The organism is Litoribacter ruber (assembly GCF_018500185.1).
Lineage (GTDB): Bacteria > Bacteroidota > Bacteroidia > Cytophagales > Cyclobacteriaceae > Litoribacter > Litoribacter ruber.
Map to the genome: position 1 here is coordinate 464,203 of NZ_JAHBGI010000002.1, position 26,756 is coordinate 490,958.

General features: G+C 43.9%; 20 protein-coding genes. 12 read left to right on the forward strand and 8 right to left on the reverse strand.

What is annotated here, in order from left to right:
• The 6 genes from KIH41_RS04325 to KIH41_RS04350 all read right to left on the reverse strand — a co-directional run bounded on the left by KIH41_RS04325 (nt 1) and on the right by KIH41_RS04350 (nt 11,066).
• The gene (locus tag KIH41_RS04325) at nt 1-360 is read right to left on the reverse strand and encodes an iron chaperone (RefSeq protein ID WP_214161639.1); all 360 of its coding nucleotides are present in this window, start codon (nt 358-360) and stop codon (nt 1-3) included.
• A gap of 90 nt (nt 361-450) precedes the next feature.
• Nucleotides 451-1,278, reverse strand: coding sequence for a DUF1206 domain-containing protein (locus KIH41_RS04330; RefSeq protein WP_213946274.1), 828 nt, complete (start codon nt 1,276-1,278; stop codon nt 451-453).
• A 35-nt stretch (nt 1,279-1,313) separates the two neighbouring features.
• Nucleotides 1,314-4,301, reverse strand: a complete 2,988-nt coding sequence (locus KIH41_RS04335) for a glycoside hydrolase family 3 N-terminal domain-containing protein (RefSeq protein WP_214161640.1) — start codon at nt 4,299-4,301, stop codon at nt 1,314-1,316.
• A gap of 133 nt (nt 4,302-4,434) precedes the next feature.
• Complete coding sequence (locus tag KIH41_RS04340) at nt 4,435-6,147, reverse strand: RagB/SusD family nutrient uptake outer membrane protein (RefSeq protein ID WP_214161641.1); 1,713 nt, start codon at nt 6,145-6,147, stop codon at nt 4,435-4,437.
• A 19-nt stretch (nt 6,148-6,166) separates the two neighbouring features.
• Nucleotides 6,167-9,421: a SusC/RagA family TonB-linked outer membrane protein gene (locus tag KIH41_RS04345; RefSeq protein ID WP_246538949.1), complete on the reverse strand. Its 3,255-nt coding sequence runs from the start codon at nt 9,419-9,421 to the stop codon at nt 6,167-6,169.
• A gap of 487 nt (nt 9,422-9,908) precedes the next feature.
• Nucleotides 9,909-11,066: an acyltransferase family protein gene (locus KIH41_RS04350; RefSeq protein ID WP_214161642.1), complete on the reverse strand. Its 1,158-nt coding sequence runs from the start codon at nt 11,064-11,066 to the stop codon at nt 9,909-9,911.
• 191 nt (nt 11,067-11,257) lie between these two features.
• Here KIH41_RS04350 and KIH41_RS04355 point away from each other — a divergent pair, with 191 nt between their 5' ends.
• The 7 genes from KIH41_RS04355 to KIH41_RS04385 all read left to right on the forward strand — a co-directional run bounded on the left by KIH41_RS04355 (nt 11,258) and on the right by KIH41_RS04385 (nt 20,341).
• Nucleotides 11,258-11,890 carry a response regulator gene (locus KIH41_RS04355; RefSeq protein ID WP_213946278.1) on the forward strand — a complete coding sequence of 211 codons (633 nt, stop codon included), beginning with the start codon at nt 11,258-11,260 and terminating at the stop codon, nt 11,888-11,890.
• A gap of 88 nt (nt 11,891-11,978) precedes the next feature.
• Complete coding sequence (locus tag KIH41_RS04360; protein WP_213946279.1) at nt 11,979-12,833, forward strand: N-acetylglucosamine kinase; 855 nt, start codon at nt 11,979-11,981, stop codon at nt 12,831-12,833.
• Nucleotides 12,830-14,365 carry a glycoside hydrolase family 10 protein gene (locus tag KIH41_RS04365; RefSeq protein WP_214161643.1) on the forward strand — a complete coding sequence of 512 codons (1,536 nt, stop codon included), beginning with the start codon at nt 12,830-12,832 and terminating at the stop codon, nt 14,363-14,365. Before KIH41_RS04360 ends, KIH41_RS04365 begins: the two co-directional genes overlap by 4 nt.
• A 116-nt stretch (nt 14,366-14,481) precedes the next feature.
• Nucleotides 14,482-18,576, forward strand: coding sequence for an AAA family ATPase (locus KIH41_RS04370; protein WP_214161644.1), 4,095 nt, complete (start codon nt 14,482-14,484; stop codon nt 18,574-18,576).
• Nucleotides 18,577-18,665: 89 nt separating this feature from the next.
• Nucleotides 18,666-19,091 (forward strand): SRPBCC family protein, encoded by a 426-nt coding sequence (locus KIH41_RS04375; RefSeq protein ID WP_213946282.1) that lies wholly within the window; start codon nt 18,666-18,668, stop codon nt 19,089-19,091.
• 12 nt (nt 19,092-19,103) lie between these two features.
• Nucleotides 19,104-19,847 carry a hypothetical protein gene (locus tag KIH41_RS04380; RefSeq protein ID WP_213946283.1) on the forward strand — a complete coding sequence of 248 codons (744 nt, stop codon included), beginning with the start codon at nt 19,104-19,106 and terminating at the stop codon, nt 19,845-19,847.
• An 80-nt stretch (nt 19,848-19,927) separates the two neighbouring features.
• Nucleotides 19,928-20,341 (forward strand): hypothetical protein, encoded by a 414-nt coding sequence (locus KIH41_RS04385; protein WP_214161645.1) that lies wholly within the window; start codon nt 19,928-19,930, stop codon nt 20,339-20,341.
• 36 nt (nt 20,342-20,377) lie between these two features.
• Here the strand turns inward: KIH41_RS04385 and KIH41_RS04390 are convergent, their stop codons facing one another.
• The gene (locus KIH41_RS04390) at nt 20,378-21,109 is read right to left on the reverse strand and encodes an MBL fold metallo-hydrolase (RefSeq protein ID WP_213946285.1); all 732 of its coding nucleotides are present in this window, start codon (nt 21,107-21,109) and stop codon (nt 20,378-20,380) included.
• Between the two features lie 163 nt (nt 21,110-21,272).
• On the opposite strand from KIH41_RS04390, the gene KIH41_RS04395 reads away from it, so the two are divergent.
• On the forward strand, nt 21,273-22,199 hold the full coding sequence (locus tag KIH41_RS04395; protein WP_213946286.1) for a YihY/virulence factor BrkB family protein: 927 nt from the start codon (nt 21,273-21,275) through the stop codon (nt 22,197-22,199).
• A gap of 33 nt (nt 22,200-22,232) precedes the next feature.
• Here the strand turns inward: KIH41_RS04395 and KIH41_RS04400 are convergent, their stop codons facing one another.
• On the reverse strand, nt 22,233-22,811 hold the full coding sequence (locus KIH41_RS04400; RefSeq protein WP_213946287.1) for a nuclear transport factor 2 family protein: 579 nt from the start codon (nt 22,809-22,811) through the stop codon (nt 22,233-22,235).
• A gap of 208 nt (nt 22,812-23,019) precedes the next feature.
• Between KIH41_RS04400 and KIH41_RS04405 the strand changes: the two genes are divergently transcribed.
• From KIH41_RS04405 to KIH41_RS04420, 4 genes are all read left to right on the forward strand, one after another.
• Nucleotides 23,020-23,262, forward strand: coding sequence for a hypothetical protein (locus tag KIH41_RS04405; RefSeq protein ID WP_214161646.1), 243 nt, complete (start codon nt 23,020-23,022; stop codon nt 23,260-23,262).
• A 51-nt stretch (nt 23,263-23,313) separates the two neighbouring features.
• A complete protein-coding gene (locus tag KIH41_RS04410) occupies nt 23,314-23,757 on the forward strand; it encodes a DUF302 domain-containing protein (protein WP_214161647.1) in 444 nt (147 codons plus the stop codon).
• A gap of 163 nt (nt 23,758-23,920) precedes the next feature.
• Complete coding sequence (locus KIH41_RS04415) at nt 23,921-24,964, forward strand: hypothetical protein (RefSeq protein WP_214161648.1); 1,044 nt, start codon at nt 23,921-23,923, stop codon at nt 24,962-24,964.
• 178 nt (nt 24,965-25,142) lie between these two features.
• Nucleotides 25,143-26,693 carry a M20/M25/M40 family metallo-hydrolase gene (locus tag KIH41_RS04420; RefSeq protein ID WP_213946291.1) on the forward strand — a complete coding sequence of 517 codons (1,551 nt, stop codon included), beginning with the start codon at nt 25,143-25,145 and terminating at the stop codon, nt 26,691-26,693.
• Nucleotides 26,694-26,756 lie beyond the last annotated feature (63 nt).

Genomic DNA, 26,756 nt, shown 5'->3' on the forward strand with positions numbered 1-26,756 from the left:
CTATTTCTTCATCTTCCTGTTTTCTTCGGCGCGGTGCTTTACAATCCGGCTGATTAAATCCAGCGGCAGGGGCTTGTCGAGTGGAAATTGGATAGAGCCTTTACCTGTTTTATAGGCCTTTAACTCCTCTTCAAACTCCTCCATACCTTTGGGGACGGGGTAAAAACCAATATGGTGTTTGAAGGCGGCGAAATGAACCAGGTTGCCGTTTAGTTTGTAGGTGGGCATTCCATAACTAATCGATTCTTCAGCTTCGGGTGCGGCCCGGCGTATTACGGCTCTGACAAGCTCAAGCATCAGCTGTACTTTTTTAGGAAAGGAGAATATGTATTCCTTAACCGATTGCGGTTGTTCTTCCATAATGTCCAAAATCTAAGCAAAAATCCAAATGTAGTTTCGTTAGAAGGAAACGCAAAATCAAAGAAAAACATCTCACATCTTTCAATTATCTCACATTTTATCCTCTTGATTATCATGGTCGTATGTTATTCCCATGGCAAACATAAATAAACCATAAAACACAGTACCTATTGCCACGATCGAAAATGCCCATTTCCCGACTTCTTCACCAAGAAAATTAAAGGCTTTATCGGTATTGACTATAGCTTCAGGGTTTTGATCAAACCCGGCTTCAATGTAGAAATAACCAATAATACCAATGATAATTCCCCTGGCAAAATAACCTACCCAGGCCAAAACATGGATCATCGTCTCTTTCCATGAGGTGAAATGGGAAATTTCCACCCGCTCATCATATCCTTTGGTCACACCGTAATAGAACTGCACTAGGGCTACCAATACAGCTAAGACACCTATGGCAATGATCAGGTATTCACCCGCCCCGTATTCCAGCATCTCCCCTACCATTTCCCGTTCCTCCTCCGGTTCTCCATCCTCTCGGATGCCTGTGGCTCCAAACACCACCATGATACCTGAATAAACAATAAAGGCATCAGCCAGAGAACTTAGACCAATGCCAATTCTCCTTCCGATGCCTATATAATCACTCCCATATTTATAGGGATCTTTGTAGGCTTCAATTATTCTCCAAAACACAAAGCAAAGCCCTCCGGTAAGAACAATAAATATAAAAACCTGTCCAGCTATACTGTCCTCCATCATGGCCATCATGCTACTTTCATCTGCACCGCCTTCTTTTATTTTCAGGAGAGAAAGCATGGCCATCACGCCTATAGCGGTATACAAAAGACCAGTGGAAAATGAACCGTAAATAGGCAAATAATGGATTACTGTACGCAGGTTTTTATTTTCGACCATATGGAGAAAGTGGCTAATTGCTCCATGTTTTAAGTCTAATTAGAAGCCTTTTGTTTAGCAGCATTTTCCATGGCCTCGTAGATAACCTGGTACACGTTCGTTCTGGTGTTGAGCTTGTAAAGCTGGGTATTTTCCCTGGTGGGATGAACCCTATTGGATAGGAACACATAAACAATCTGGTTTTCAGGATCTACCCAGCCATACGTCCCCGTAAAGCCTGTATGGCCAAAACTGGTTTCAGGTGCACTTGCGGCAGTATTGCCCTTTGGATCTCCAGGACGGTTTGGCCGGTCAAAACCCATAGCCCGATAATTCCCTTCCTCACAATTCACACACTTGCTGTATTGGCTTACCACATTGTTTTTGATAATTTCCTCTCCTCCATAATGTCCATCATTCAGGTATAGGTGAAGGAGTTTTGCCAGGTCATTGGAAGTACCAAACAAGCCGGCATGCCCGCTCACACCCCCAAACATGGCTGCTCCCTCATCGTGTATGGTGCCCTTGAGCAATTGCTTCCTGAAAAGGCTGTCGTATTCCGTTGCAACGATTCTGTCGAGCGGATAGGTTTTGTAAGGGTTGAAAATAAGGTGCTCAGCTCCTATGGGAGCAAAGATGTTCTCTTCCAAGTAGGCGGTAAATTCTTGTCCTGTGATGTTTTCGACTACCTTGGGCGCAAGGATAAAGGAAAGGTCACTATAAACATATTTTCCCTTTTCCGAAACCGGGGAATTCATGATCTCTTTGTAAATCTTCTTTGCGTAATTTCTGTGGATATACAAGTTATCGGCTGATTTGACAGGGAAACGTCTAGAAGAATCAGATTTAAAGGTAAACCATTTAAATTTCCCGCTTTTCCTCACGGTCTGTTTCCAGAAAGGTATCCAAGCCTGAAGCCCGGCCTGGTGGGTCAGAATGTCGGCGTAAACCAGATTCTCCTTATTGGTGCCCTCTGCCATGGGAAGGTAGGTGCCGAGGGTCTGGTTTTCATCAAACTTCCCTTCTCCCCTGAGCTTCATAAACGCCGCCAAAGCTGTGGAAATCTTGGTCAGGGAAGCCAGGTCATAAAGGTCGTCCAACTGTACCTCCTGCTCCTCATCGTAGGTATGGTTGCCAAAGGCTTTGTGATAAATCACCTTTCCCTCTTTGGCCACCAACACCTGGGCACCCGGCGTAGCTTTTTGCTCAATTGCCTCATGCACCAAATCGTCTATTTTTTCAAAGTCCCGAGAGGCTAATCCAAATTCTTCAGGGGAAGAATACCCCATCCGGAAACCACTTTCGGTTTTCAAACCATCCCCGATTTTGAAATGGGAGGACACATTGACCGGAAGCTTTCCTTTGGCCCCAACTCCACCGAAAATAAGCTGGGAAGCCACATCCTGAGCCATATCCGTTTCCTGGTAGGCAGCAATCACCGCATGCGCTTCATGGAGGCCTTCAAATTTTTCTAGGCTGTAAACATTCCCAAAAACCGATACAACGGTGGGCTGTTGCTCTATCAGTCCTTTTAGGAAAAGGTTGACATTGGAAGTCACCCCAAAATTGCTACCTCCTGCTTTTAGCTGCAGCTTATGCACCCCAACCAAAACCGTGGTGTAATCCGACAGCCTTTTTTTCATCTCTGCAATTTCCTCCAGACCGGCATTTGCGGATAGGAAAAACTTGTCGACTTTGCCGTATCTTTCAAGCCCTTTTTGAAAAGGCGTGGTGTTTTCTGTGCCTATTGCCAAGGCGGCAATTTTCTGTTGGCCCAGATTTTTTAGTGGCAGGATGTCGTCTTTATTTCTCAAAAGGGTAAGTGAAGCCTCGGTAAGTTTTCGGTTCAAAAACTCAGCTTCTGGGTTATTAAGATCTTTGACCAGGTTTTCAGTTTCAATTGGCTTCATTTGATCCATGCCGAGCCAATCTTTGGCTTTGAGCACTTTCATCACCCTGCGGTCAATTTCCTCCATGCTGATCTCGCCGTTTTCAATGGCTTTCTTTACCTCCTTGATGGTGTTTCTCACATCCATGGTATTGAGCAACATATCATTTCCGGCCAGTAAGGCTTTCACATCTACCACTCCTGGTTCGTAATATTTGGCCACCCCCTGCATATTTAGCGCATCAGTAAATACCAGTCCTTCATAGCCCATTTCTTCCTTCAGCAGATCGGTCACGATTGGTTTGGATAAAGTTGAAGCCAGGTTTTCTGTAGGATCAAGCGTAGGTATACTCATGTGGGCCACCATGATGCTGCCCAAGCCTTCCTTGAAAAGCTCTCTGAAAGGATATAATTCAAGGTCTGTCAAACGGTGTTTGGAGAAATGAATCACCGGTAAGCCGTAGTGGGAATCCACGTTGGTATCCCCATGACCCGGGAAGTGCTTGGCATTGGCCAAGATTCCCTCATCCTGCATGCCCTTCATATAGGCAATGCCTTTTCTGGCCACATTCTCCTTATCTTCCCCAAAGGACCTGAAACCGATCACCGGGTTGTTGGCGTTGTTGTTGATATCCACCACAGGGGCGAAATTAACATGAATCCCCATTCTTTTGCTGTGGCGGGCGATCTCCCTGCCCATTTCATAAATCAGCTCATCGTCTTCGATGCCACCTAGCGACATCTGATAGGGAAATCTCATGGTGCTGTCAAGGCGCATGGCCAATCCCCATTCCGCATCTATCGTGATCATCAGAGGGATTTTGCTTTCTTCTTGGAAGCAGTTGGTCATATGGGCCTGCCGGACAGGTCCCCCCTGGAAAAAAATCAACCCGCCTACTTTATATTCTTTCACCAAGTTACTGATGGAGTCAATGTGAACTTGATCTTTGTTGGAATAGACCGGAATCATAATCAACTGGGCAATTCTTTCCTCCTCGGTCATGGTGTTGAAGACCGAGTCTGCCCAATCGCTTTCTTGGGTTAGAAATATGGGTCTCTTGTATTCTTCCTGCTGGGCCAAAAGGCTTGAAACCGACAAAGCTGTTAACAAAACAGTCAGCAAAACAGCTTGAAGGGATTTATTTAAAATTCTCATGAGGCAATAAATGGGTATTTAAGCTAATATGAAAATGGGATTCATCCATTAAAATTAGGCAATTGAATGCAAGTGACAAATAAAAGGCCCTTCACATCGAAGGGCCTTTTTGCAATTTTAACCAACTGGAAACTTACCAGCCTGGATTCTGCTCCAATGTCACACCGTTTTCCCTGTAAAGGGCAATCTGGTCAATCGGAATAGGATCAAGGTAAACTCTAGGATTGTTGAATACCCGCTGTGCAGCCTCAACTGGCGCAGGGATGATATATCCTTCATTTCCTTCGGAAAGCACTACGCTACTCTGAAGTCCAGGAAAATCCGACTCACGGATCCACGCACCACGGTTGATGGTTGGGTTTTCTCTGGTATCCGTATATTCCATTTTCTTCCATCTTCTCAAATCGTTCAAACGGAAACCTTCCATCATCAGCTCAATTCTTCTTTCCCTTCTGATTTCCCATATCAACGGAGAAACGGACTGATCCTGATTTGGATCCTGATATGTGACACCGTTGACAGAGAACTGATCTCCTGCAACCTGTACGGCTGGCATATCTATACCTGGTCTGGCTCTCAATACGTTGATGGTTTTGTCCACATCATCTTGAGTCAAGCCAGTACCACCCAGAGAACCAAGTTCCGCAGCAGCTTCCACATAATTCATCAATACCTCTCCGTATCGGATCACCGGGGCATCAATGATGTTAAGATTGGAGCTTCCTTCAGGGGTATTTCGAATACTTTCATTCAAGAATTTGTGCGTGGAAATCCCCGAAGTACTGTACTCTGGAATGATACCATTTACTCTATACTCATCCGTCACGAAGGTTTCATACATTCTACCGTCACGATTAGACAGGTATTCTTCTCTGGTTCTGTCTCCTTGATAGTTTGGAGAAAGAGAAATCGGAAGACCATCAGCCATTAGATAGGAATCGATAGCATTTTTGGATACCCCAGTCTGCGGCTCAAAGTTGTTGTAACTCATCAAAGAGTGGGACAACATCCCCGGCTCATAGTGTCTATACATGATCACCTCTGGGTTTCCCGCAAGGTTGATAGAAGTAAAAGTCTCACGATAATTGGTCAGAGAATAACGACCTGATCCAATCACTTCGTCAGCAGCCCACTTGGCAGCCTCAAGGTATTCTGAAGCCTTTGCATTGTTGCCTTCGTGATATTTCTGCCAGGTACCTTCAAAAAGCATGGCTCGGGACATGAATGCCAAAACCACATCCTTATTTACGGTCAAGCCCGAAACCCCATCGCTTACTCGCACATTTTCAGCAGCAAACTGGAAATCCTCCAACACTCTGTCCATGACATAGGCTCTTGGATCCCTAGGTCTGTAGATCTGCGCTTGATCACCTTCATTCACTTCCTCTCCTATCCAAGGCACATCCCCAAATTGGTTGACCATGTTAGAGTATTCCATGGCCCTGAAGAATCTGGCTACACCCACCCAGTGGTTGATTGCCCCTTCTTCCATAGGAACTGTCTGGATTCTGTCAATAAAGATATTGGCCTTTCTGACCCAGTTGAAGTTGTAATAAGTAGCCGTGGAAGCCGTCACGGGATTCAGGCGGTACTGCGGAGGCGTAGTTGGTGAAAAGTCATCATTCAAGCTTTGGCCTGCAAAGTAACTCCCCCAGGTCCAACCTGTACCATATCCTGTGAAATATTTGGAATAAAAGCCCCAAGCAAAAGTCCGGACATTCTCTTCCGTAGTCCAATATGTTTCATCTGTCAATCGGTCGATCGGTGGCTTTTCGAGAAAATCCTCTGCACAGCCCCCAACCGCCACCATGGCAGTGAGTAAACATCCGATTATTTTATTTTTCATTATGCTAAAATTTTAAATCTTAAAGTGTGAACTGGAAACCTGCTGAATAGCTTCTTCTGTAAGGGTAAACTCTACCGAAAGATGCTGGATCATTTAATCCCGCCTGAGTGTAATCGGTCTCCGGATCAATTGGAAGATCCAAGTTTGTAAACTCAAATAGGTTTTCACCAGAAACGTAAACCCTCACCCTGTCAATTTTTATCCTTTGAGTCAATTCAGTTGGAAGTGTATAACCAAGGGTTATGTTCTTCATTCTCAAATAAGACATATCAAGAAGGTATTGCGTCTGAGGCAGGAAGTTTCTTGCATTTGCAGACTGTCCTTGATCCGTAGGTCTTGGATAGAAGGCATTTGGATTTTCAGGCGTCCAGTAATCCAACTGGTGCGCATACCAAGCCTCTCCTGGACGGAATCCTGGAACGGCCAAAGGTCCACTGGCCCAGAAATCTCTTTTACCTACCCCTTGAAGGAAGAAGTTGAAATCAAAACCTTTGAAATCACCACCTACTCGCACACCATACTGATATCTAGGCGTTGAGTTACCGATCACGCGCATATCTCCTGGATCATCTACTGTACCGTCACCCGGAGTAATGGAACCATCACCGTTAAGGTCTCTGTATTTCACATCCCCAGGTCCGTAGAAGAACCAGCCACTTTCATAGAAGGACTGATCAGGTACCCCGTCTCTCATGATATATCTTCCATTATCCAGGACGAATTCTCCGTTTGCATCCTGTACAAAGTCATCTGCAGTGAACAACCTGTCGGTTTCATAACCCCAGATCTCACCTAGTACTCTACCTGGTCTGTTCTGATTGATGCCTCGGTTATCTGCAAATTCAGTGATTCTCTCCTGGAAGTCAGAAAGCATCAAGGTAGTATTTAACCTGAAACCGTTGTTGAAAGAGTGGCTGTAATCCACGGCCAATTCCCAACCTCTGGTTTGCAGTTCACCCCAGTTTTGCTTGGTTGGAGTGGTTCCGAAAGTAGTTGGCACTACCAAACCGGCACTGTGCATGTCGCTGGTAGTTCTTTCATACCAGTTGAAGCTTACCCCAAACTTGTCCCTCCAGAATCTAGCGTCAAATCCTATATCCAAAGTACTGATAGTTTCCCAAGTTAGGTTGGTAGGAAGTGCTCCAGGAGTAGCCGTGGTGATCATGTTTTCATTGCCAATCATCCAGTTAGAAGTAGACGATCCCATGATTCTGTAAATATCACCCAAGAAAGCATTTTGGTTACCAATTGAACCATAAGAGCCCCTAAGTTTCAAGAAGGTCAAAACTGGTGCAAGTGGCTGCATGAAATCTTCTTCTGTAACTACCCAACCCGCCGACATGGATGGGAAAAATGCCCATCTATCAGTTGGAGAAAGCCTGGACGAGCCATCATATCTACCGTTAAGTTCAAAAAGGTATTTTTCTTTGTAGTTATAGTTGAAACGGCTAAAGAAACCCAAAGTAGCCCATGCGTTTCTGTTGCCCCCCACGAACATGTCGCCTGTAGCAAGTGAAAGCTCTCCTCTATCTGGATCCATCAAGTCTCTTCTTTGAGACCAGTGCGACCAGAATTCAAAAGATTCCATATCAGAACCGGCCATCACTTTAAAATTGTGATCATTGTTGATGTCAAATTCATAGGTGGCGATAGCTCTCCCCACGTGTCTCTTTGACCATCTAGAATCATACTGCACTCTATTGTAGGCAGGGCTACTATATGGCTCATAAATCAGGTTAGCACCTGTTGCCCAGAAATTGTAGGCAGAAAGGACCCCACCCGTTTGGTGCAGGTTGGTGTTGTTATTCGAATAGGTATAATCCAAGTTAATGGAAAGTCCTCTTAGTGGTCTCAAGGTAGTACCCAAGTTGATACGGGACATGGTCTCGTTTTCTTGGTTCATATGAGCCTGCTCTACTTCAGAAATGGAATTTCTGAAAGGTCTCCCCTCATAGGTACCGTAAGGGTACACAGACTGCCATCTAAAGATGTAATACCAAGGGTCATAGGTCTCGGAGGAGAAGTAGAAAGGTCTTGTAAAATTACTTTCTGTATAAAGTACTTTGGCTCTTACATCCATCCAATCGGTTACCGCTGTATTTACAGAAAAGTTAAGGTTATAACGGTTATACTCATCAGGATTGACTTTCAACTGGCCACTTTGGCCCAAATAACCGGCACTTAAGAAATAGCTTGTTTTTTCAGTTCCTCCAGATACAGAGATATCGTGCTTCTGCTGAGGGGTGTATTGTCTTAGGAAAAGATCTGCTGGGTCCCAAGAGCGGTAGAAGAACAGACGGCCGTCACGGATTTCAAAATCACGTCCCATCACCATTTCCATTCCTAAATCCTGTCCGCCATAATTGGCTTCCCACTCACGCATTTTTTGGATCCCCTCTTGGTCAAAGAACATCCCCACTGCGCCAAAAACGTTGGTTGAAGGGTTGGTTCTCTGCAAAGCACGGAAAGCCATTTCAGCGCCATCAGCACCAGGAGCGATTACCGGAGTAGTGGTAGGCGTGCTATATGCAATGTTATTGGAATAGGTGATTTTTGGCTTGCCACCTTTCACACCTGATTTGGTAGTGATCAAAATCACGCCCCAAGCAGCACGCGAACCGTAAATGGAAGATGCGGCAGCATCCTTCAATACGGAGATACTTTCGATATCCTCTGGGTTGATGAGCTGAAGGCTTTCAATCTCCACGTTATCCACTAGGATCAAAGGCTGGGCACCGTCGGTGTTACTCAAGGTTCCCGTCATCCCTCTTAATCGGATATTTGGATTCTGGCCAATCTGCCCACTTGGCGTGGTGATGGTAAGGCCGGGGGTAGTACCCTGAAGACCTCTACCCACATCGGTAATTGGTCTACTTTGAAGCACTTCGGTATCTACGGTCTGTACAGCACCGGTCACCAAGCTTCTTTTCTGAGTACCGTAACCAACAATTACCACCTCATCCAGGGTGTTGGTATCAGTTCCTAGCTCAACGTTGATTACAGATTGGTTGCCCACCTGCTTTTCTTGAGTTAACATACCGATGAAGCTGAATCTCAGAACCGAATTTTCATCCACTTCGATGGAGTACCTTCCATCAATGTCGGTGGAGGTACCAGTGGAGGTACCTTTGACCATTACGCTCACACCTGGCAGCGATTCTCCATCATCGGCCGATGTAACTACCCCGGTCACGGTCCTCGTCTGCGCTTGAGCAGAAAAGTGCAACAGGAGAAAACATAAAGACCAGATGGAGGCCTGTAAAAGTTTTTTCATGTGTTTAATTAATTAAGGGTTTTGATAAGAGTTTTAAGTAGTTCAATAGGCACCTAAACCTTCAACCCCCTTGAAAACAGCAGGTTAAAAAGCTAAGGTTACTTTATAGGTTTTTTGTTGGGTAAATTTTTGGATTTTTTAACATCCATCCATCCCTGAAAACAGGGATATTAATAAATCACTGATTCGGTAAAGGTAGTTTTGCGGAAGAAAAGGGGGCACGGAGGTACACGGAGTTTGGCACTGAGTTGCAAAGAGTCTCCTTCGCGGAAAGAAAGGGGTCACCAAGGGCACAAAGTCAAAAAAAAGGGCACTAAGGCTTCTTCGCGGCTACCTAGATCGTCACCTCGAGGCCCTATATTTTGCAAGCACACCCAATGCTACGACGATATAATTTCTCGCTGCGGCGCTGCGAAAACCGCCGCGATCGCTGCGAGAACTTTTACTCGTTATTAGTACTGAAGATTAGCGATTTTCCTAGTCGCAGTTATACCTTAATGAATATCTTGTTTCTTTCCATGAAGTAGCCCACTATCCATAGGGTGAGCATGAAGGAGATGGCAAAGAGCAGGGAGGCGGTTTTGTCTACATTCCAGCTTAGAAATGCATTTTGGTATATCCATCTGGAAAGGGGCACCTCTCCCACCCTGATGATGGAAAGCGTTTTAATCAGTGCTCCCGAAAGGATAAAAAGGATTAGGGGATTTTTGCCAAAGACTTCGAAAAAATAGGTCCATTTAGCGATTTTCAATTTCTCAATAAGAAAAATCAATCCCGATAAAACTATCAAACTCCATCCTGTACTATAAACGACAAAGCTACTGGTCCAAATAGGTTTATTGATAGGAAACCAAATGTCCCAAAGCAAGCCGACCAGTACACCAATGGCTCCTGCCAATAGCAACATCCTGGTTTTGCGAAGAAGATTGGTTTCTTTTTGAATGTATAACCCGGCCCAAAACCCGGTAAGTACATTTACCACAGCGGGGAAAGTGCTCAAGAGGCCTTCCGGATCAAATGGAAGTCCAAAGCCTTTGTACAAGTTGGATTCAGGAATAATCAAGGCGTCAAATTTGAGCGCTGCATTACCTTTAAGACCAAAAGGTTCAGCCCCATCCCCGAAAGCCCACATCACTGCCCAATAAAGCAGCAACATCCCAGCCCCTACCCAGTAAGTGGTTTTGATTTTGCAAAAATGCACGATCAATCCTGCAAATAAATAACAAAGTACAATCCTCTGCAGGACCCCCATGATTCTTACCTCCGTAAAATCTTTCATCAGAATCTGCCCATCTGCATTCCGGTATATGAAGGGGAAAAGGGTAAGCGAAACCCCAAAAAGAAAGATCAACCCGGCACGTTTGAAAAGTTTTCCCAAAACCTCCTTCCGGTCCCCTTCCTTGAATTTTTTAAGCCCAAAGCTCATAGCGTTACCCACCACAAATAAGAAGGATGGAAAAACCCAATCAGTAGGCGTAAAGCCATGCCAGGGGGCATGCTTGAAAGGAGCATAAATATGCCCCCAGCTACCAGGCGTGTTCACCACGATCATCAAACACACCGTCAGCCCTCTCAACACATCAAGTGAAAGGTATCGCTGTCCTTGTTTGGTTAAAGTAGGTTGTGGGGTTACTTGGGTGGCCATGGTATTTCAAATCTTGAATTGAGGCACCAATATTAGCCAAAAAATCTACATAGGGAAAAGATTTAGTATTTATTTGACAAAAGGAATATAGTTTTATAAAATTTTAGATTAAGTTCACCTATAAGAAATTATTCGTTTCTTACCCCAATAAAGCCTTGTATATTGCAGTTTCAATTAAAAAACCCAGAATAATGATCAAAGTGTTGGTAGCGGATGATCATCAAATGTTTATTGATGGTATTAAATCCATGTTGGAGACTTCGGAAAACATTGAAGTGGTGGCAGAAGCCATGAATGGCAAGCAGGTTTTGGAAATTTGCGAAAAGCGGGAAGTGGATCTTGTCATCATGGACATCAGCATGCCCGAACTCGACGGATTGGAAACCAGCAAACAGTTGCTGAAGCTTTATCCTGACATTAAAATTTTGGGGCTTTCCATGCATAATGACCGGAATTTCATATCCGACATGCTCAAAACAGGCGCACATGGCTATATTCTCAAAAACACGGGTAAGCAAAACTTAATTGAAGCCATTGAAGCCATCCATGGTGGTGAAACTTTTTTAGGGGAGCAGGTACAGCAGACCCTGCTCAACAGTTTTATGAAAAAAAGCAAAAGTCTGCAGGTAGAAAAACTCTCCAGCAGGGAGCAAGAAGTGCTGGAAAGTATCGCCACAGGCATGACTACCCAGGAGATTGCTGAGCAACTTTTCATCAGCAAGAACACGGTAGAAACCCATAGAAAGAACTTGCTTTTTAAGTTAAAGGCCAAAAACACAGCGGAATTGGTCAACAATGCCTACAAGGAAAGACTGATTCAGTGATTGTGGTAAATCCCTATTTTCAGGGATGTGAGAAAAACCAATTCCCCACATATTTGTGGGGAACAGTTTTTCTTTTTAACCGACAAGCATGTTATTAATCGCTGATAGTGGCTCTTCAAAGACCAATTGGAAATATATTAACGGGAACGGGGAGGTTTTGGAGTCCATCAAGACGATCGGACTGAATCCCTATTTTCTTTCCCAGGAAAATATCACAGAAATAATCACGGAGCAGCTTGCTCCCAAAATTGACAGCCTCCGCTCCGTTCATTTTTACGGTGCTGGCTGCGGTACCCCAGAGAAGCAGGAAATAGTGCAGCAAGCCATCATGAATGGTCTTTCTGTCTTTGATGTAGAAGTCAAGGGGGATATTTTGGGCGCTGCCCGGGCGCTTTTTCACGACTCTGAAGGCATTGCCTGTGTGATCGGGACGGGTACGAACAGTTGCCTTTATGATGGAGAGGAAATAATCCAAACTGTTCCCTCCCTGGGATACATGCTGGGAGATTTTGGCAGTGGTGCGGTGATTGGAAAGGAATTTTTGGCGCTTTTGCTTCAGGAAAAGCTTCCAAAAGTGATTGAATACAGCTTCAAAGAAGATTTTGGACTGACCACACCGCAGATATTGGACAAAATTTACAATAAGCCTTTGGCCAATAGATTTTTAGCAAGTTTCGTCCCTTTTCTCCGGAAACATGCTGAAACTCCCGAGTTGCGAAAAATGATCAAAAACGGTTTTTCACAATTCATGGATTATTACATCCGCCCTTACCGGAACAAATCTGAAAGCACCATCGGCATAGTGGGTTCAGTTGGATTTTATTTTCAGGATTTTCTTCTGGAGGTAGCTTCTGATAAAGGTTACAAAATCCGCACAATCATGGCCGACCCTATGGAAGGGCTGATCAAATACCATTGCTCACACCAATACGACCCAAAATGATGAAAAGACTCCTTGTTGTTTTAATTGCCCTTTTGACCGGAAATGTACATGCCCAAGACAGCCCAAAAAGAGAATTGAGGGCTGTTTGGATCGCCACAGTGGAGAATATTGACTGGCCTACCACCAGAAACAAAAGTGCGCAGGAGCAGCAGGAGGAATATGTCAAAATGCTAGATCATTTTCAGGAGTTGGGCATGAACGCCATCATCATGCAGGTGCGACCTACCGCTGACACCTTTTACCCATCATCTTACGAACCCTGGTCAGCCTATTTAACAGGTGCGCAGGGACGCCAGCCCAACACCTATTACAACCCCTTGACTTTTTTGATCCAAGAAGCAAAAAAGAGAGGACTGGAATTCCACGCCTGGTTCAATCCCTACAGGGCCAGCAATTCCAAGGATTTCATTCCCCATGCGGAACACCCCCTGGTGACCAATCCTGAGTGGTTTGTCCATTATGGAGGGAAATGGTACTATGACCCGGGGATACCGGCGGCACGGGAATTTGTGTTTAAATCCATTTTGGAGACTGTCAAGCATTATGACTTGGACGCGGTTCATTTTGATGATTACTTTTATCCCTACAAGGTTCCTAATGAGGATTTCCCGGATTCCTTAAGTTACAAAGTTTACGGTCAGGATTACGACCATATCGATGATTGGAGACGGCAGAATGTAGACACCTTTGTGGAGGAATTGGGCCAAAGGATTAAGGAAGAAAAACCTTTTGTAAAGTTTGGAATCAGTCCTTTTGGGGTTTGGAGAAATAAGGACATGGACGAAATGGGCTCCGACACCAAGGCTGGGGTGACTAATTATGATGACCTGTACGCAGATGTGCTCAAATGGCTCAGAGAGGGATGGATTGATTACATCACCCCGCAACTTTACTGGCAGATTGGCTTTGAAAGGGCTGAGTATAAAACATTGGTAGACTGGTGGTCAGAGCATACCTATGGAAGACACCTTTATATTGGACAGGGCGTGTATAGATTGGGTCAGGATGGCTGGAAGGAGCCTTTGGAAGTTCAGAATCAGATAAACTACAACCGCGAAAATCCCAAGGTGAACGGCAGCATGTACTTTAGTGCCAAAACTTTCGTAAACGACCAAGGCGGCTTGAATTCAAAAATCAAGGATGTTTATCCAAATAAGGCCTTGGTGCCTACCATGCCCTGGATAGAATCAGAAAGTCCAGCGGCGCCGATTCTGGATGAAATTACCGGCTCGCAAGGTGAAGGAATTACTCTGAATTGGCGGGATGGATTGCCTTACAGTAATGCCTATTATGCGGTATACAGAGTAGAGGGTTCAGAGGAGCAGCTTGATTTGGAAAATTCCGCCAATATTATCGCCATCGTGCAGCGCTCCGCATACGGAGACCAGCACTGGACTGATGGCTCAGCTGAAAAAAGAACAAATTATACGTATCAAATAACGGCTTTGGATAGGCTGCACAATGAAAGTGAGCCTAGCAATGCCGTACAGATCCGCACCCGGGGACGGAGAGGAAGTATCCGGCTCCGATAAAAGAGCATAGAAAAGTTGTTTTTGGTTTAAGCAGATTCTATTTTGAATAAGGGGTACTCTTTGTAGTTTCCCCTTATTCTTATTTTCTTTGCTCAGCACATCAATCCCATTTTCTTATGGCTTTTCCCCAAAGCTCCCCCACCATTCAAAACAATGATCCCAACTGGGCAAGACTAAAAAAAGCGTTTGAAAAGCTGGATTCTAAAAATGAATTCCCTTCCCATATTGGAGTTTTGGTTACGGGATTGGCTGGGTCGGGTAAAAGCACTTTGATCCAATCCTTCATTTCGGAATTCTACGCTGCATTCCCATTATTGCAAACCCATCACAAAAAGCAGCAGCGTAATATCCCTTACTCCGAATTCAAAGATGCCATAGGGGCATTTATTGGACAGGTGTACCAAGAAAAAACTCAAGATGAGTTTCTCCTGTTTTCTAAAGCATTGAAGGGGCATTTTGGCAAAGATTTCCCAGTTATTTTGGAATACATTCCTGAGCTAAACCTTCTGGCCGGCCAGCACCATGCTGAGGTGGACAAAACTGTCCCCTCCATCGAAAATCAGCTCTACCCCCTTATTCTGAAACTTTTCCAATTCATTAGATCATACTTTGGGCAACCGGTGATCCTTTTTACGGACGATCTGCAGTGGATGAGCGAGGCTGAAATCAACCTGCTCAAATTTCTATTGGCTCATCTTCAAAAAGACATTTTGATATGGGTTGGAGCATTAAGGCCTATGCAGGGGCAGGACTCCCCTATCCCACATTTGATCGATAGCCTAGGTTTTGAAAACAGGGTAATTGAACAAATAGGGATAGAAAGCCTCAACAAATCCCAGAGCAAGCTTTTTATTGAAAACCAGCTGGATGGCCCCTGTTCACCCCACATAGTGGACCTCTGCCATAAGCTGAGCAAAGGGAAATTACTTCACCTGCAATTGATATTGGAGGACCTGAAAACTCGAAATCTCCTACAGAAAAATGGAAGAGAATGGTCAGGCGATATAGCGGTAATTCAAAGTCGCCTATCCAACCATTCGCTGGAAAATTTCCATCAGGTCAAGCTTAACAAGCTCAGCCCTGAAACCCAGAAGTTGGTTCAGCGGCTGGTATGTATAGGTTCCATAAGTAAAAAGCTGCTGCTGGAATGGTATAATGGAGATAGCGGGATGTTGGATAAAATGCTCCATGAGGGACTACAGCAAGTAATCCTTTCCCAAAAGGGGCAGGAGGTCCAAATCCGGGACACCCATTTGGGTGAAATGATTTACAACAGCATCTCCCAAAAAGATAAGGATATTTATCATTTTGGCTTTGCCCAGTTGCTATATAGTTCAGAGGAAAACATTTCCAACCCCCAATTATATATAATTGCTGCTACCCATATCAATTTGGTTATTCCGTTTTTGAGAAGAAGCGGGCAGTTGGAGTTTGGAGCCATTCTTAACTATAAGGCGGGGATGATGTCCAAAAGGGAAAAGGCGTTTAGCCAGTCCAAATCATTTCTCAAAATCAGCGGCAATCTGCTCAAAGAATGTGAATGGAATAGGGTCTCAGAGCAGATTTACCAGGTTTACATGGAAAGGGCGAAGGTCGAATATTACCTTGGGGATTTTGATTTGGCTGAAGTGCATTTGGACTTTTTACTGGATAAATTTAATGAGTTTGAAAAAAGGGCGCCTGTATATCGGCTCAAGATTGTCATCAACAACCATTTTGGCAAATACAGAAAGGTGCTGCAGATCCTAAAGCAAAGTTTGGCAGAGCTGGGTCTGACCTTGCCTCTTAAAAAATCCCTGAAAAAGGAAGTTGACCTTCTCGCTGAAAAACAGGAAAAAGGTTTGCCTTTTGGCAAGGATCTACCTGCGGCCAACAACCAATTTATAACGGACTTGCTAAATGTGGGTGGCATGGCTCTACACCATACCTCAGATTTATTGATGAACTGGGCTGCTCTGCAGATTATTTTAAGGTCTGAATGGTCCGAAAACCAATCCATAAAAGCCATCGGCTATGTTTCTTATGCGAGGCTTAAAATCAATGCTGGAGAGTATAAAAGAGGCTTGGAACTTGGCAAGAGGGGTATGATTTTCAACCTCAAAAACCATGACCACCAGTATCGATGTAGGGTTTTTGGGGTGTATGGGTTCTACATCTTGCCGTGGAAAGAGGATTATGCCAAAAGCAATGAAATCCTTACCGAGGGAATTGAGTCGGGAAGGTTGTCGGGTGACCTGATTGGTTTGTATATCCTCAAAACCCACTTGTTTAACCTTCACTTCATCTCAGGCCGCCCGCTTGAGCAATTGCTTCAGATAAGATTTGAGGAAACCCATCCCCGCATGGAGTTAACTTATTACATCACCCAGTACCAACAGCACCTGGTGAGTTACCTGCTTGGGCGCACGCCGACTTTCGGACTTCCACAGCAAAGGCCGTCTTATTTGGCGGCTGTGCTTACGATCAAGGAAGAGACCTTTTACCGCAATTATGTTCTTTCACTCTATTATTTTCTGGGTGGACATTACGAAATCGCCACCCAAACAGCCCTGATAGCTCAAGAAAACAGCACACTGCAGGAAGGCTCCCCTTTAATCCCGGCAAACCTGTTGATTTTGGCTCTTTCGATTTCGCAAAATCATCATGCTGACCAAACAAGTGTAGCCATTCAAGAATTTCAGGAAATAGTCAGCCAGTTTGAGATTTGGGCGGAATTAAATCCTGCCAACTTTTCAGCCCAACTATCTTTGTTATTGGCAGAAAAAAGCAGGATCAGCCAAAATCACCAAGAGGCCAATTTCTATTATACAGAAGCCCTAAAGCAGGTGGCCGCCGACAACTTTTTTCTAAAGGGTTTAGTACTGGAATTATTTGCCAAATCACAGTTGTCCTGCCATGCAAACTTGGAGGAAATAAGGACATTATTGATAGAAGCCAAAAGAGAATATCAAACATGGGGAGGACAGGCAAAAGCTGATCAACTGGAATTACAATACGATTGTATTCTTTCCTCTTCGACCATTTATAGCCTGGATCATCTCGATATCGAAACTATCCAAAAGGAGCTCAGCGGAGACTTAAATGTAAAATCACTCATTCAAAAATTGATGGTGCTAATCCTGAGGTTTACGGGAAGCACCGGTGTGGGGATTTATCTTTCTGAAAACCACGGGGAATTGAACCAGGCAGGAATGTCATTTTCCTACCCACAACTGGCTGAGAATAGGGAACTCTTCCCAAAATCCCTCATTCTGATGGCCCACAAAACCAAATCAGCCTTGATTATAGGGGACACCGAGGCCGGCACCATCCACCATCAGCCCGAATTGGCTGTGAGAAAGGTAAAATCATTCAGTATCCTTCCTATTTCCATATCCGGCACCAATTCGATGGTGGTGTACTTGGAAAATACATTAGCTTTTGATTGGTATAATGAAAAGCTGATCAGGTGGGCCAAAACGATAGCAAACCAAGGGTTGATCATCATTGAAAATGCACTAATCCATGAAAACACCATTATGCTCAACAAAGAGCTTCGCAAGGAAATGGAGGAAAAACAGCAGCTCGCCGAATTGATCCAACGACAGAAGGACGACCACCTCAAGGCAATGGTGGAATCCTTGGACTCTGAACGTGGCCGGATAGCGGGAGATTTACATGACAGCATTGGGTCGATGCTCTCAAGTGTGAAGTTCAAGTTTGGCGGGATTCAGGAAAGCCTTTCCCTGATGGAGAATGATAATTTCAACGGGGCCATCCATATGCTTGATACCGCCATCGATGAAGTGAGAAAAATAGCTCATGAAATGTCCCCAGTGGGACTGAAAAAATTTGGACTGCAGGCGGCCTTGGAAAGCTTTATTTCCAACCTACAAAACGCCAGACAACTCCATATCAACTTTCAGATGTTAGGTTTCAAAAAGAGGCTTTCGGAGCAAATGGAGTTGGTACTTTACCGGATCTGCCAAGAGTTGGTTCAAAACGTATTGAAGCACGCACAGGCCACTGAGTTGGACATACAACTGATACACCACAAAAAGTCCATCAACCTGACAGTGGAAGATAATGGCAAAGGTATGGATACCGGCAATATCCTTCACGGCTTCGGTTTCCTAACCATTCAGGCCAAAATCAAGTTGCTAAAGGGGGAATTCAATATAGAAAGCCGTAACGGCAAGGGCACCTTGGTATGGGTGGACATTCCCCTATAATCTTCAAATTAGCTTTCTTTAACGCTTTGATTTCGGAATTTCGGGCGAATTTGGCTAATTTGAGGCTACTTTTCAAACCCACTTCATTTATGAGCATTGTCAAAGAGCACTTGAAAATTCAGGCCCCTGTCGCCAGCGTTTGGGAGGTTTTGCTGGACCCAAGTTTCATTCCCCAATGGGCAAAATCATTTGGGGAAGGCATCTGGGTAGATGCTGAATGGAAAAAAGGCGGCTTGGTGAGTTGGAAAAATAAGGCCGGTGAAATTATCGCCAAAGGAATTGTTTTGGCCCTTGAACGAAACACGCTGATCAAGGTTGGCTATTTTGATGAGGCCCATGCCCACCCCACTTCGGCCCTTGGAGATTACAGGGAAGAGTACCAACTGGAGTCGGGACAACATAAAACCCTGCTTACAATCACGGCCGGCCCCCTGCCCCAGGACACAATACAGCAAATGACTGGCATCTGGAAAGATGCCCTGAATTCAATCAAAGCCTTAGCAGAAAACCGATAAACCCGTTTTAATATGTCCTATCCACTTAGGATACTTATTTTCATCGTACTTTTTGGTAGCGGTAGTTCGATTGCTTTTGCGCAGGCGGTTACGGGAAATGTCATTGATGTACAGGATAATTACAACCTCAAGGATGTCAAGGTAGAAAACATCAAAACTGCAGAAACTTTTACCTCCAATGATCGCGGTTATTTTAGGATCGGAGCCACTTTGGGGGATTCCATTCGGTTTACAAAGGAAGGCTATGTGCCACACTATTGGGTGGTCGATGATTTGGAGCACCAGTTGATCCCGTTGATTTTTGATGCCGTGGGACTTCCTCCGGCCTATGTGTTTGGGGAACGGCCCTCACTTTATATCCCTGGCATTTCAAAAGATTTGGACCCTGACCGTAAGCCTGCCGGCCCCGGGAGGGTGTATGGCGGGCATAGCGGCAGTCAAACAGAAATGACGCCGGGCTTTACTATGGACGGTCCTATTTCCTATTTTACCCGCAGGGAGCGAAACAAACGTCAATATAGACGGGCCATGGAAAAGGAAGCCAGGCAGGCCCCCTATTTGGAAATCATTAAGTCTGATTCCGTAATGCATGTGTTGAAAAGCAAATATCAGTTGGAGGACAAGGAACTGGACAGCTTGATTATCGAATTCAACCTATATCACATTGAGCATGAATTCCTTGACTTGGATCATGAAGATGTATCCAGATTGTTGCACGCCTTTTTTGAGCGCTACTATTATTTTGGCAGGAAATAAAAAGTCCTTAATGAGTAAGACAAAGGCATTGATTTTGAGGGAAATTTGGAGAACTTTTTTCAAATCTAACCACAAACATCATGTTAAGCAGTTCATATTTGACTAATGACAGGGTAAGAACCGTAACTGACCCAGAAATTAACGAGGAAATAGACAACGATATAGAAGGAAATGTCCGGTTTTATTCCATCCAAAACCCCATAACGATTCGCAGGAGAATCAAAGACCTCGATGAGGAATGGGACGTGGAAAGAGTTCTGGAGCTAAACGCATCCACTTTGGCCTTTACCGGAATCGCCCTTGGAGCATTGGGCAGCAAAAAATGGTTGTTGCTTTCGGCTCTGGTTACCGGATTTTTGGCCCAACATGCCATTCAGGGTTGGTGCCCCCCTTTGGTGATTCTGAGAAAGCTAAAAATCAGGACCCGAAAAGAAATTGACATGGAGAAATTCGCACTTCTTCAGGCTTTGGAGAAAAGGGAAGCCCACAAATAATATCAAACCCCGTCTAATCGCGGGGTTTGTTTATTTTTAGGGCAATCTGATTTCCAATCCATCCTCGGCCATGTCAAAATCTACCGAATCCGCATTTTCAAGCATCTCATCGCCCATGTGGGTAAGAAGTAGCTTTTTGCAATTCAACTGCTTCTTTTTCAGCGTGGTATAAGAGATATGATTAGGCCCTTCCTCCAAGTAATAATTGCACTCGCAGATAAAGAGGTCCGCATTATCCGATAGCGGGTAAAGTTCATCGGTCCACTCTGTATCTCCTGAATAGGCAATGACCTTATTTCCTACCGTTACCCTTAACCCATGTGGCAGGGTCTCCTGCGAATGGACGACGGGAAAGCTTTCAATTCTGAGCTTTTCAAGATTCAATGTTTGGTGCGATCCAAAAAACACATACCTAATGTCCAATTCCGACAAGGTGCTGGAGCCTGGATAGTATAGCTCAACGGCTTGCTTCACTTTTTCGTCCATCCCGACAGGGCAAACTATGCAGATTGGCTTTTTCCGCTTGTTTTTCTTTTCTTCCAAAAGGAAAAACACCAAGCCTCCGAAATGGTCCCCATGCATATGGGAGATGATGATCATATCAATTTCCTGGGTTGGAATCTGATATTTCTTCAAAGCCAAAAGTGTGGTAGCTCCACAGTCGATCAAAAAGTTAATCTCAGGAGAAGAAACATAAAATGAGGTATTGGCCCTCCCCCCACTGCAAAAAGCATCTCCACATCCTAAAATTCTTAAAGTTACTTCCATGATGTCAAGGTGATTAATGATATAGAGGTGAATACAAATAGCATTCTAATTTTCACTTTCCTGTATTTTTATTCTTATTTTTATGTATAATTTTTAAAATATAATTAAACCAAGCTTTTTTATTTCAGTTATCCCATTAAGCTAACTTTTAAATGAACCACCTATGCCTAAACTATCGGAGCTCAAGTTTAAATATATAAAAGAAGTATTTTTAAAGACAGCTAAGCGATGGAACGACGCCGACCCCTTTAGACAAAGTGCCATTATAGCCTTCTACGCCATCTTTTCCTTACCTTCCCTGCTGGTGATCATCATCGCGATAGCGGGGTACTTTTTTGGAGAAGAAGCGGTTTCTGGAAATTTACAAAATGAAATATCAGAAATGATCGGTCCAGATTCGGCTGAGATGGTAGAGGACCTCGTAGCCAATGCCACTGTTGCCGACAGTGGGACTTGGGGAGTAATTATGGGGGTGGGCCTATTGATATTTGGTGCTACTACCGTATTTTTTCAGTTACAAAAAAGCCTCAACCGTATCTGGGGTGTGTTGCCCAAGCCTGATCAGGCCATCAAAAAAATGCTTTTGGATAGGTTGTTCTCTTTTGGGTTGGTTTTGGTGATTGCCTTTCTACTTCTCATTTCACTGGCCCTGACGTCCGTGATGGCAGTATTGGGCGATTGGTTGATGACTTGGTGGCCTTCTTATCTCTATATATTATTTATAATTCTGAATTTCATTGTTTCACTGGCTGTTATCGCAACCCTGTTTGCCATGATGTTCAAACTCTTGCCGGATGCGATTATCCGATGGGAGTCTGTGTGGGTAGGTGCCTTTCTTACCGCCTTACTATTTGAAATCGGAAAATTTGCTCTTGGCCTTTATTTTGGCTTAGCCGAACCGGAATCAGTTTATGGTGCTGCTGGGTCCATTATATTGGTGATGATGTGGGTTTCCTACGTGTGTATGATCGTATTTTTTGGGGCAGAATTCACCCGCAATTGGGCTGTTAAGTTTGGTCATGGGATTAAACCAAAAGCAAATGCCATTTTGGTGGAGGATAATCTTCAAGATCCTTATTACATAGAATAAAAAACAATGGAGCCTTAAAAGCTCCATTGTTTTTTACCAATCATCATCATCATCATTCCGATTCATGTTTTCATAGTCTGGTGCCACTTCGTCAGGAATGGCCATGGCATGATATTGTTTCATGAAATCAATTTTACCTTCCTTATTGAATCTCCAAACCTCATGGATTGGGCTGACTACCTTGTTGCCCTCTTCGTCGGTATAGATATCTTCACCCCAAACGGCCACCCAGTCCTCATCCTTGTCCACACTTTTTAAGCTAACATAGGAAACAATCTTGCTCTGATAATTATCAAGTCTATCCCTGTGTTTCTTTGTTTCCTCCATCAATTTTTCCAACCCCGTAATCCTTGTTCCATCCGGAAACTCCATGGTCACATCATCAGCAAAATATTCCAAGTTTCTATCCAGCATATTTTCTTCATAATCCTTCCAAACTTCTAAAATTTTGAAAGAATGCCTATCATCCCCCATTCTAAACTTGGATGAATACTCCGCCTCATAAGGCATCTCCGTTTTTTTGGTGATTTTTTTCAACCTTTCCGGTCCTTGGGCAAAAGTCAGACCTGCCACCAAAACAAATACGATCAATAAAGCTAAACACTTTCTCATAACATAATTTGTTTTATTAAAGAAACAACAAAACAAATTTACTAAAAAACCAAGGAATTACGTTATCATATTTTATACATAATTTGGTATAAAGCCATCAAAACCAGCTATTTATTCGCTTTATTATCAGGAAAAACTCAAAACTATAAGGCCTCTGGCGTGTTCTATTATAACTAATCAACTACTGAATAACCAAAACCAAATTATTATGTCAGACCAGAAAAACTCACCTTCTCCACAAGGAAAGTCCAACCCCTCCGATCCGGGACAGAAGGACAAGGCTGCCATCAAAAAAGGCAAGACCGAGGAGGAGATCAAAAAGGAAAAAGAACTAAAGGAAAAGTATTTGGAAGAGAATGGTGAAATTCCTCCCCACCTGGAAAAAGGAACCAACCGCAATCCCGACAAACCCAACATCCACAAGCCACCATATGGCGGTGGGACTAAATAATGTTTAACCCCTTAACCTGGTCAAAGCCAGGTTATTTTTATAAATTTAACTATGAAACTTTTCACTGGCCTTTTTTGCGCATTGTTGCTTTTGAGTTTTCCATCCCTAGGTCAGGAGAATCTCAAAAGCCACCAGAGTCAACATAATTTTGACCAAACCATCTCTCTGCTAAAATCCAAGTTCTCCGATAGGGGCATCGAGGTCATGCAAGTGATCGATCATGGCCAAAATGCCAAAAATGCAGGGCTTGAACTTGAAAAGACACAGGTTTTGGTATTTGGCAACCCAAAAGTTGGCACAAAATTGATGCAGTCAAATGCGGATATTGCAATAGAGCTTCCCCTGCGGCTGCTCGTGATGGAAAGACAAGGAAAAGTAACGGTAAAGTATACTGATCCAACTTCTTGGGTAGCAAAATACGGTCTTCAAACCGAGAGTGAAATTTTGGCCAATATGGCCGAATTGCTCGATGAACTTGGAAGAACGGTAGAATAGGGTAAATAAGAGGAAGGCAAAATTTTAGCTTTTCTATAGATTTTAGGCTAATTTTGGGCATTCGTATGTCCAAGAATGCATTCCATATTTATTAGGCTACCCAACCTTGTAATTACAAAGCAATTCTATTTAGCATTCTAGAATTTCACCTTAAAATACCCTTATGGAAACTGTGGAAAACACCGCTGAAAATCAACCAATCAAACCTTTGAAATGTCTTTTTTACCTGCCCAAGGCAGCGAAAATCAAAATACCTGCCTCAACTGAAAAAGTGGAGACCTTCCATCTTTTCTACGGAGCTGATGTAGATGATGAAACCTTGAATTTCAAGTTTTTAATGCCTGCTGTGGAGGAGGCAAAAAACGAGGATTATGACATTATCCTGGGTTTTGACAAATCTTTGAATAGAATAATCATCGGTTATAAAAACACAGAAGGCCGCTTCCAGGCATTTAATGCACACCAGCAAGCTGCTCTTATCAGTGACCACCTCATTCAGCAGGTAATTTGGGATCGACCTTTTGGAGAATCTGGCATGATGATTATCAAGTCCGTGATCCTTTCTGATCAACTTGACGGCATAGCTACTAAAAACGGTGTACCTGTAAAAACCACCCATTCAGGATTTGACAACTTGATGGGCGGTGTAAAGGCTAACATGGAAGCTGTGGAGAAGATCATTGCTTTTGATGATAGAAACACTGTAATTCTAAATCCTGATGCGGATAAAAATTCCCAGTCGATTTTTGACATGTGGATGGCCTTGCTCAGCGATTTGGCCGAAAAGGAGAAATCCATGCTCGACAGGCACATCGATCTGCAGGTGAAGTACCGGCTATATCTGGAAAAAACCTTCCAGATCACCCGAGATACCAGTATCAAAAAGATTTTCGACAAATTCAGAACCAAGCCGCCTGTGGATGATTTGGCCGATGAACTGGTGTTGATTTCCGATTATAAGAAACAGACCTTCCATAACAAGTTGACCGGCCGTAAAGGAACTTTGGAACTTGAAGCCAGAAATATGGTACAGATTGAGTACTCCAGTGGGCTTAAGCTTACGGTAGAGCTAGAGGAAGGTGAGACGCAAATGTCCATTCATTTGAGTAAATACACCAATTTTGCTTTTAAGCCAAAGTATGCTGAAATCAGGAAGGGATTGCATGACAGTTTGTTGAAAACGGTAGTGATATTGGGTAAAATGTAAGAATCGAAAAGCGGCTTAAAGCCGCTTTTTTCATGTTGATTGCCTACCGATTATAAGGTGATTTTTACGTTTATAAGATAATTTTTATTTGGGCCGGAAAATTATCCCTATTTTAGACCCGCGTCAGCATTGACCGCACACACGAAAACTTTCATATTTTAGATTTAAAAATTTTGTTATGCGCAAAAGTTCGTTTTTGGTACTTTTCCTAGTAGCTTTTGGCTTGACGGCCCAGGCTCAGGATAAAGACCAAGTAATTGAAAACATGATCAAAGAAGCTAAGGAGAATTCCCAGCTTAAAAAATTAGCCTACGAGGTTACTGACCTTATCGGTCCTCGTTTGGTGGGTACACCACAAATGCAGAAAGCTCATGACTGGGCTGTTGACACCTATGCCGAATGGGGCATTGAGGCTGAAAACGAGCAGTGGGGTGTATGGAGAGGCTGGGAAAGAGGCGTTTCCCATATCGACCTAATTGAGCCAAGAGTAGTTTCATTGGAAGGTATGCAGTTGGCTTGGAGCCCTTCTACTGATGGCCCTGTGACCGGAGAAGTGGTGATTGTCCCAGATCTGGAAGATTCGGTGGCATTCCAAAACTGGTTATCCAATGAAGTAGAGGGCAAATTCGTCATGATCTCCATGATGCAGCCATCAGGCCGACCAGAATACAACTGGAAGGAGTTTGCAACTGAGGAATCTTTTGAAAAAATGAAGAAGGATAGGCAAGAGGCGGCTGAGGCTTGGGCCGACCGGATTGAAAAAACCGGGTATAATGCCCGATCTCTTCCTGCAGCCCTTGAAGAGGCTGGTGCTGCTGGCGTGGTGGCATCTTATTGGTCACAAGGATTTGGTGTCCAGAAAATTTTTAGCGCCAGCACCAAAAACATCCCAATGGTAGACATCGCCCTGGAAGATTATGGCATGCTTTACAGAATGGTGGAAAATGATGCCAAGCCAAAGCTTAGAATCAATGCTGAATCCAAGGAATTGGGTGAAATGCCTACTTTCAATACCATTGCCACTATCAAGGGTTCTGAAAAGCCAGAGGAATACATTATTCTTTCTGCCCACTTCGATTCTTGGGATGGCGGAACAGGTGCCACTGACAACGCCACAGGTACTTTGGTAATGATGGAAGCTATGAGAATCCTGAAGAAAATGTATCCTAACCCTAAAAGAACAATCATCGCTGGCCACTGGGGTAGTGAAGAGCAGGGTTTGAACGGTTCAAGAGCATTTGTGGAAGATCATCCGGAAATCATCGAAAACATCCAGGCGGTATTCAACCAGGACAACGGAACGGGTAGAGTGGTAAACATCTCAGGACAAGGTTTCCTTCACGCCTATGAATTCATCAACAGATGGTTGGAGCCTGTACCTCAGGATGTGCGTAGACACATTGAAACGACTTTCCCTGGCAGCCCTGCTGGTGGTGGCTCAGATTATGCATCTTTCCTAGCTGTAGGAGCACCAGGCTTCTCCTTGAGCTCACTTAACTGGTCTTACTTCAACTATACTTGGCACACCAACCGTGACACGTATGATAAAATCGTATTTGATGATGTAGAAAACAATGTGATTTTGACTGCTATCCTAACTTACATGGCAAGCGAAGATGACCAAAGCTTCAAAAGAGAAAAAAGCATCCTGCCTGTAAACCCAAGATCGGGCAGACAAATGACCTGGCCAAATCAGCGTAACGCGACAAGAAGAGGCATGTTGGATTAATCAACTTATAACATCAAAGCCCAACCAAAAATGGTTGGGCTTTTTTTATGGCTAAACATAACT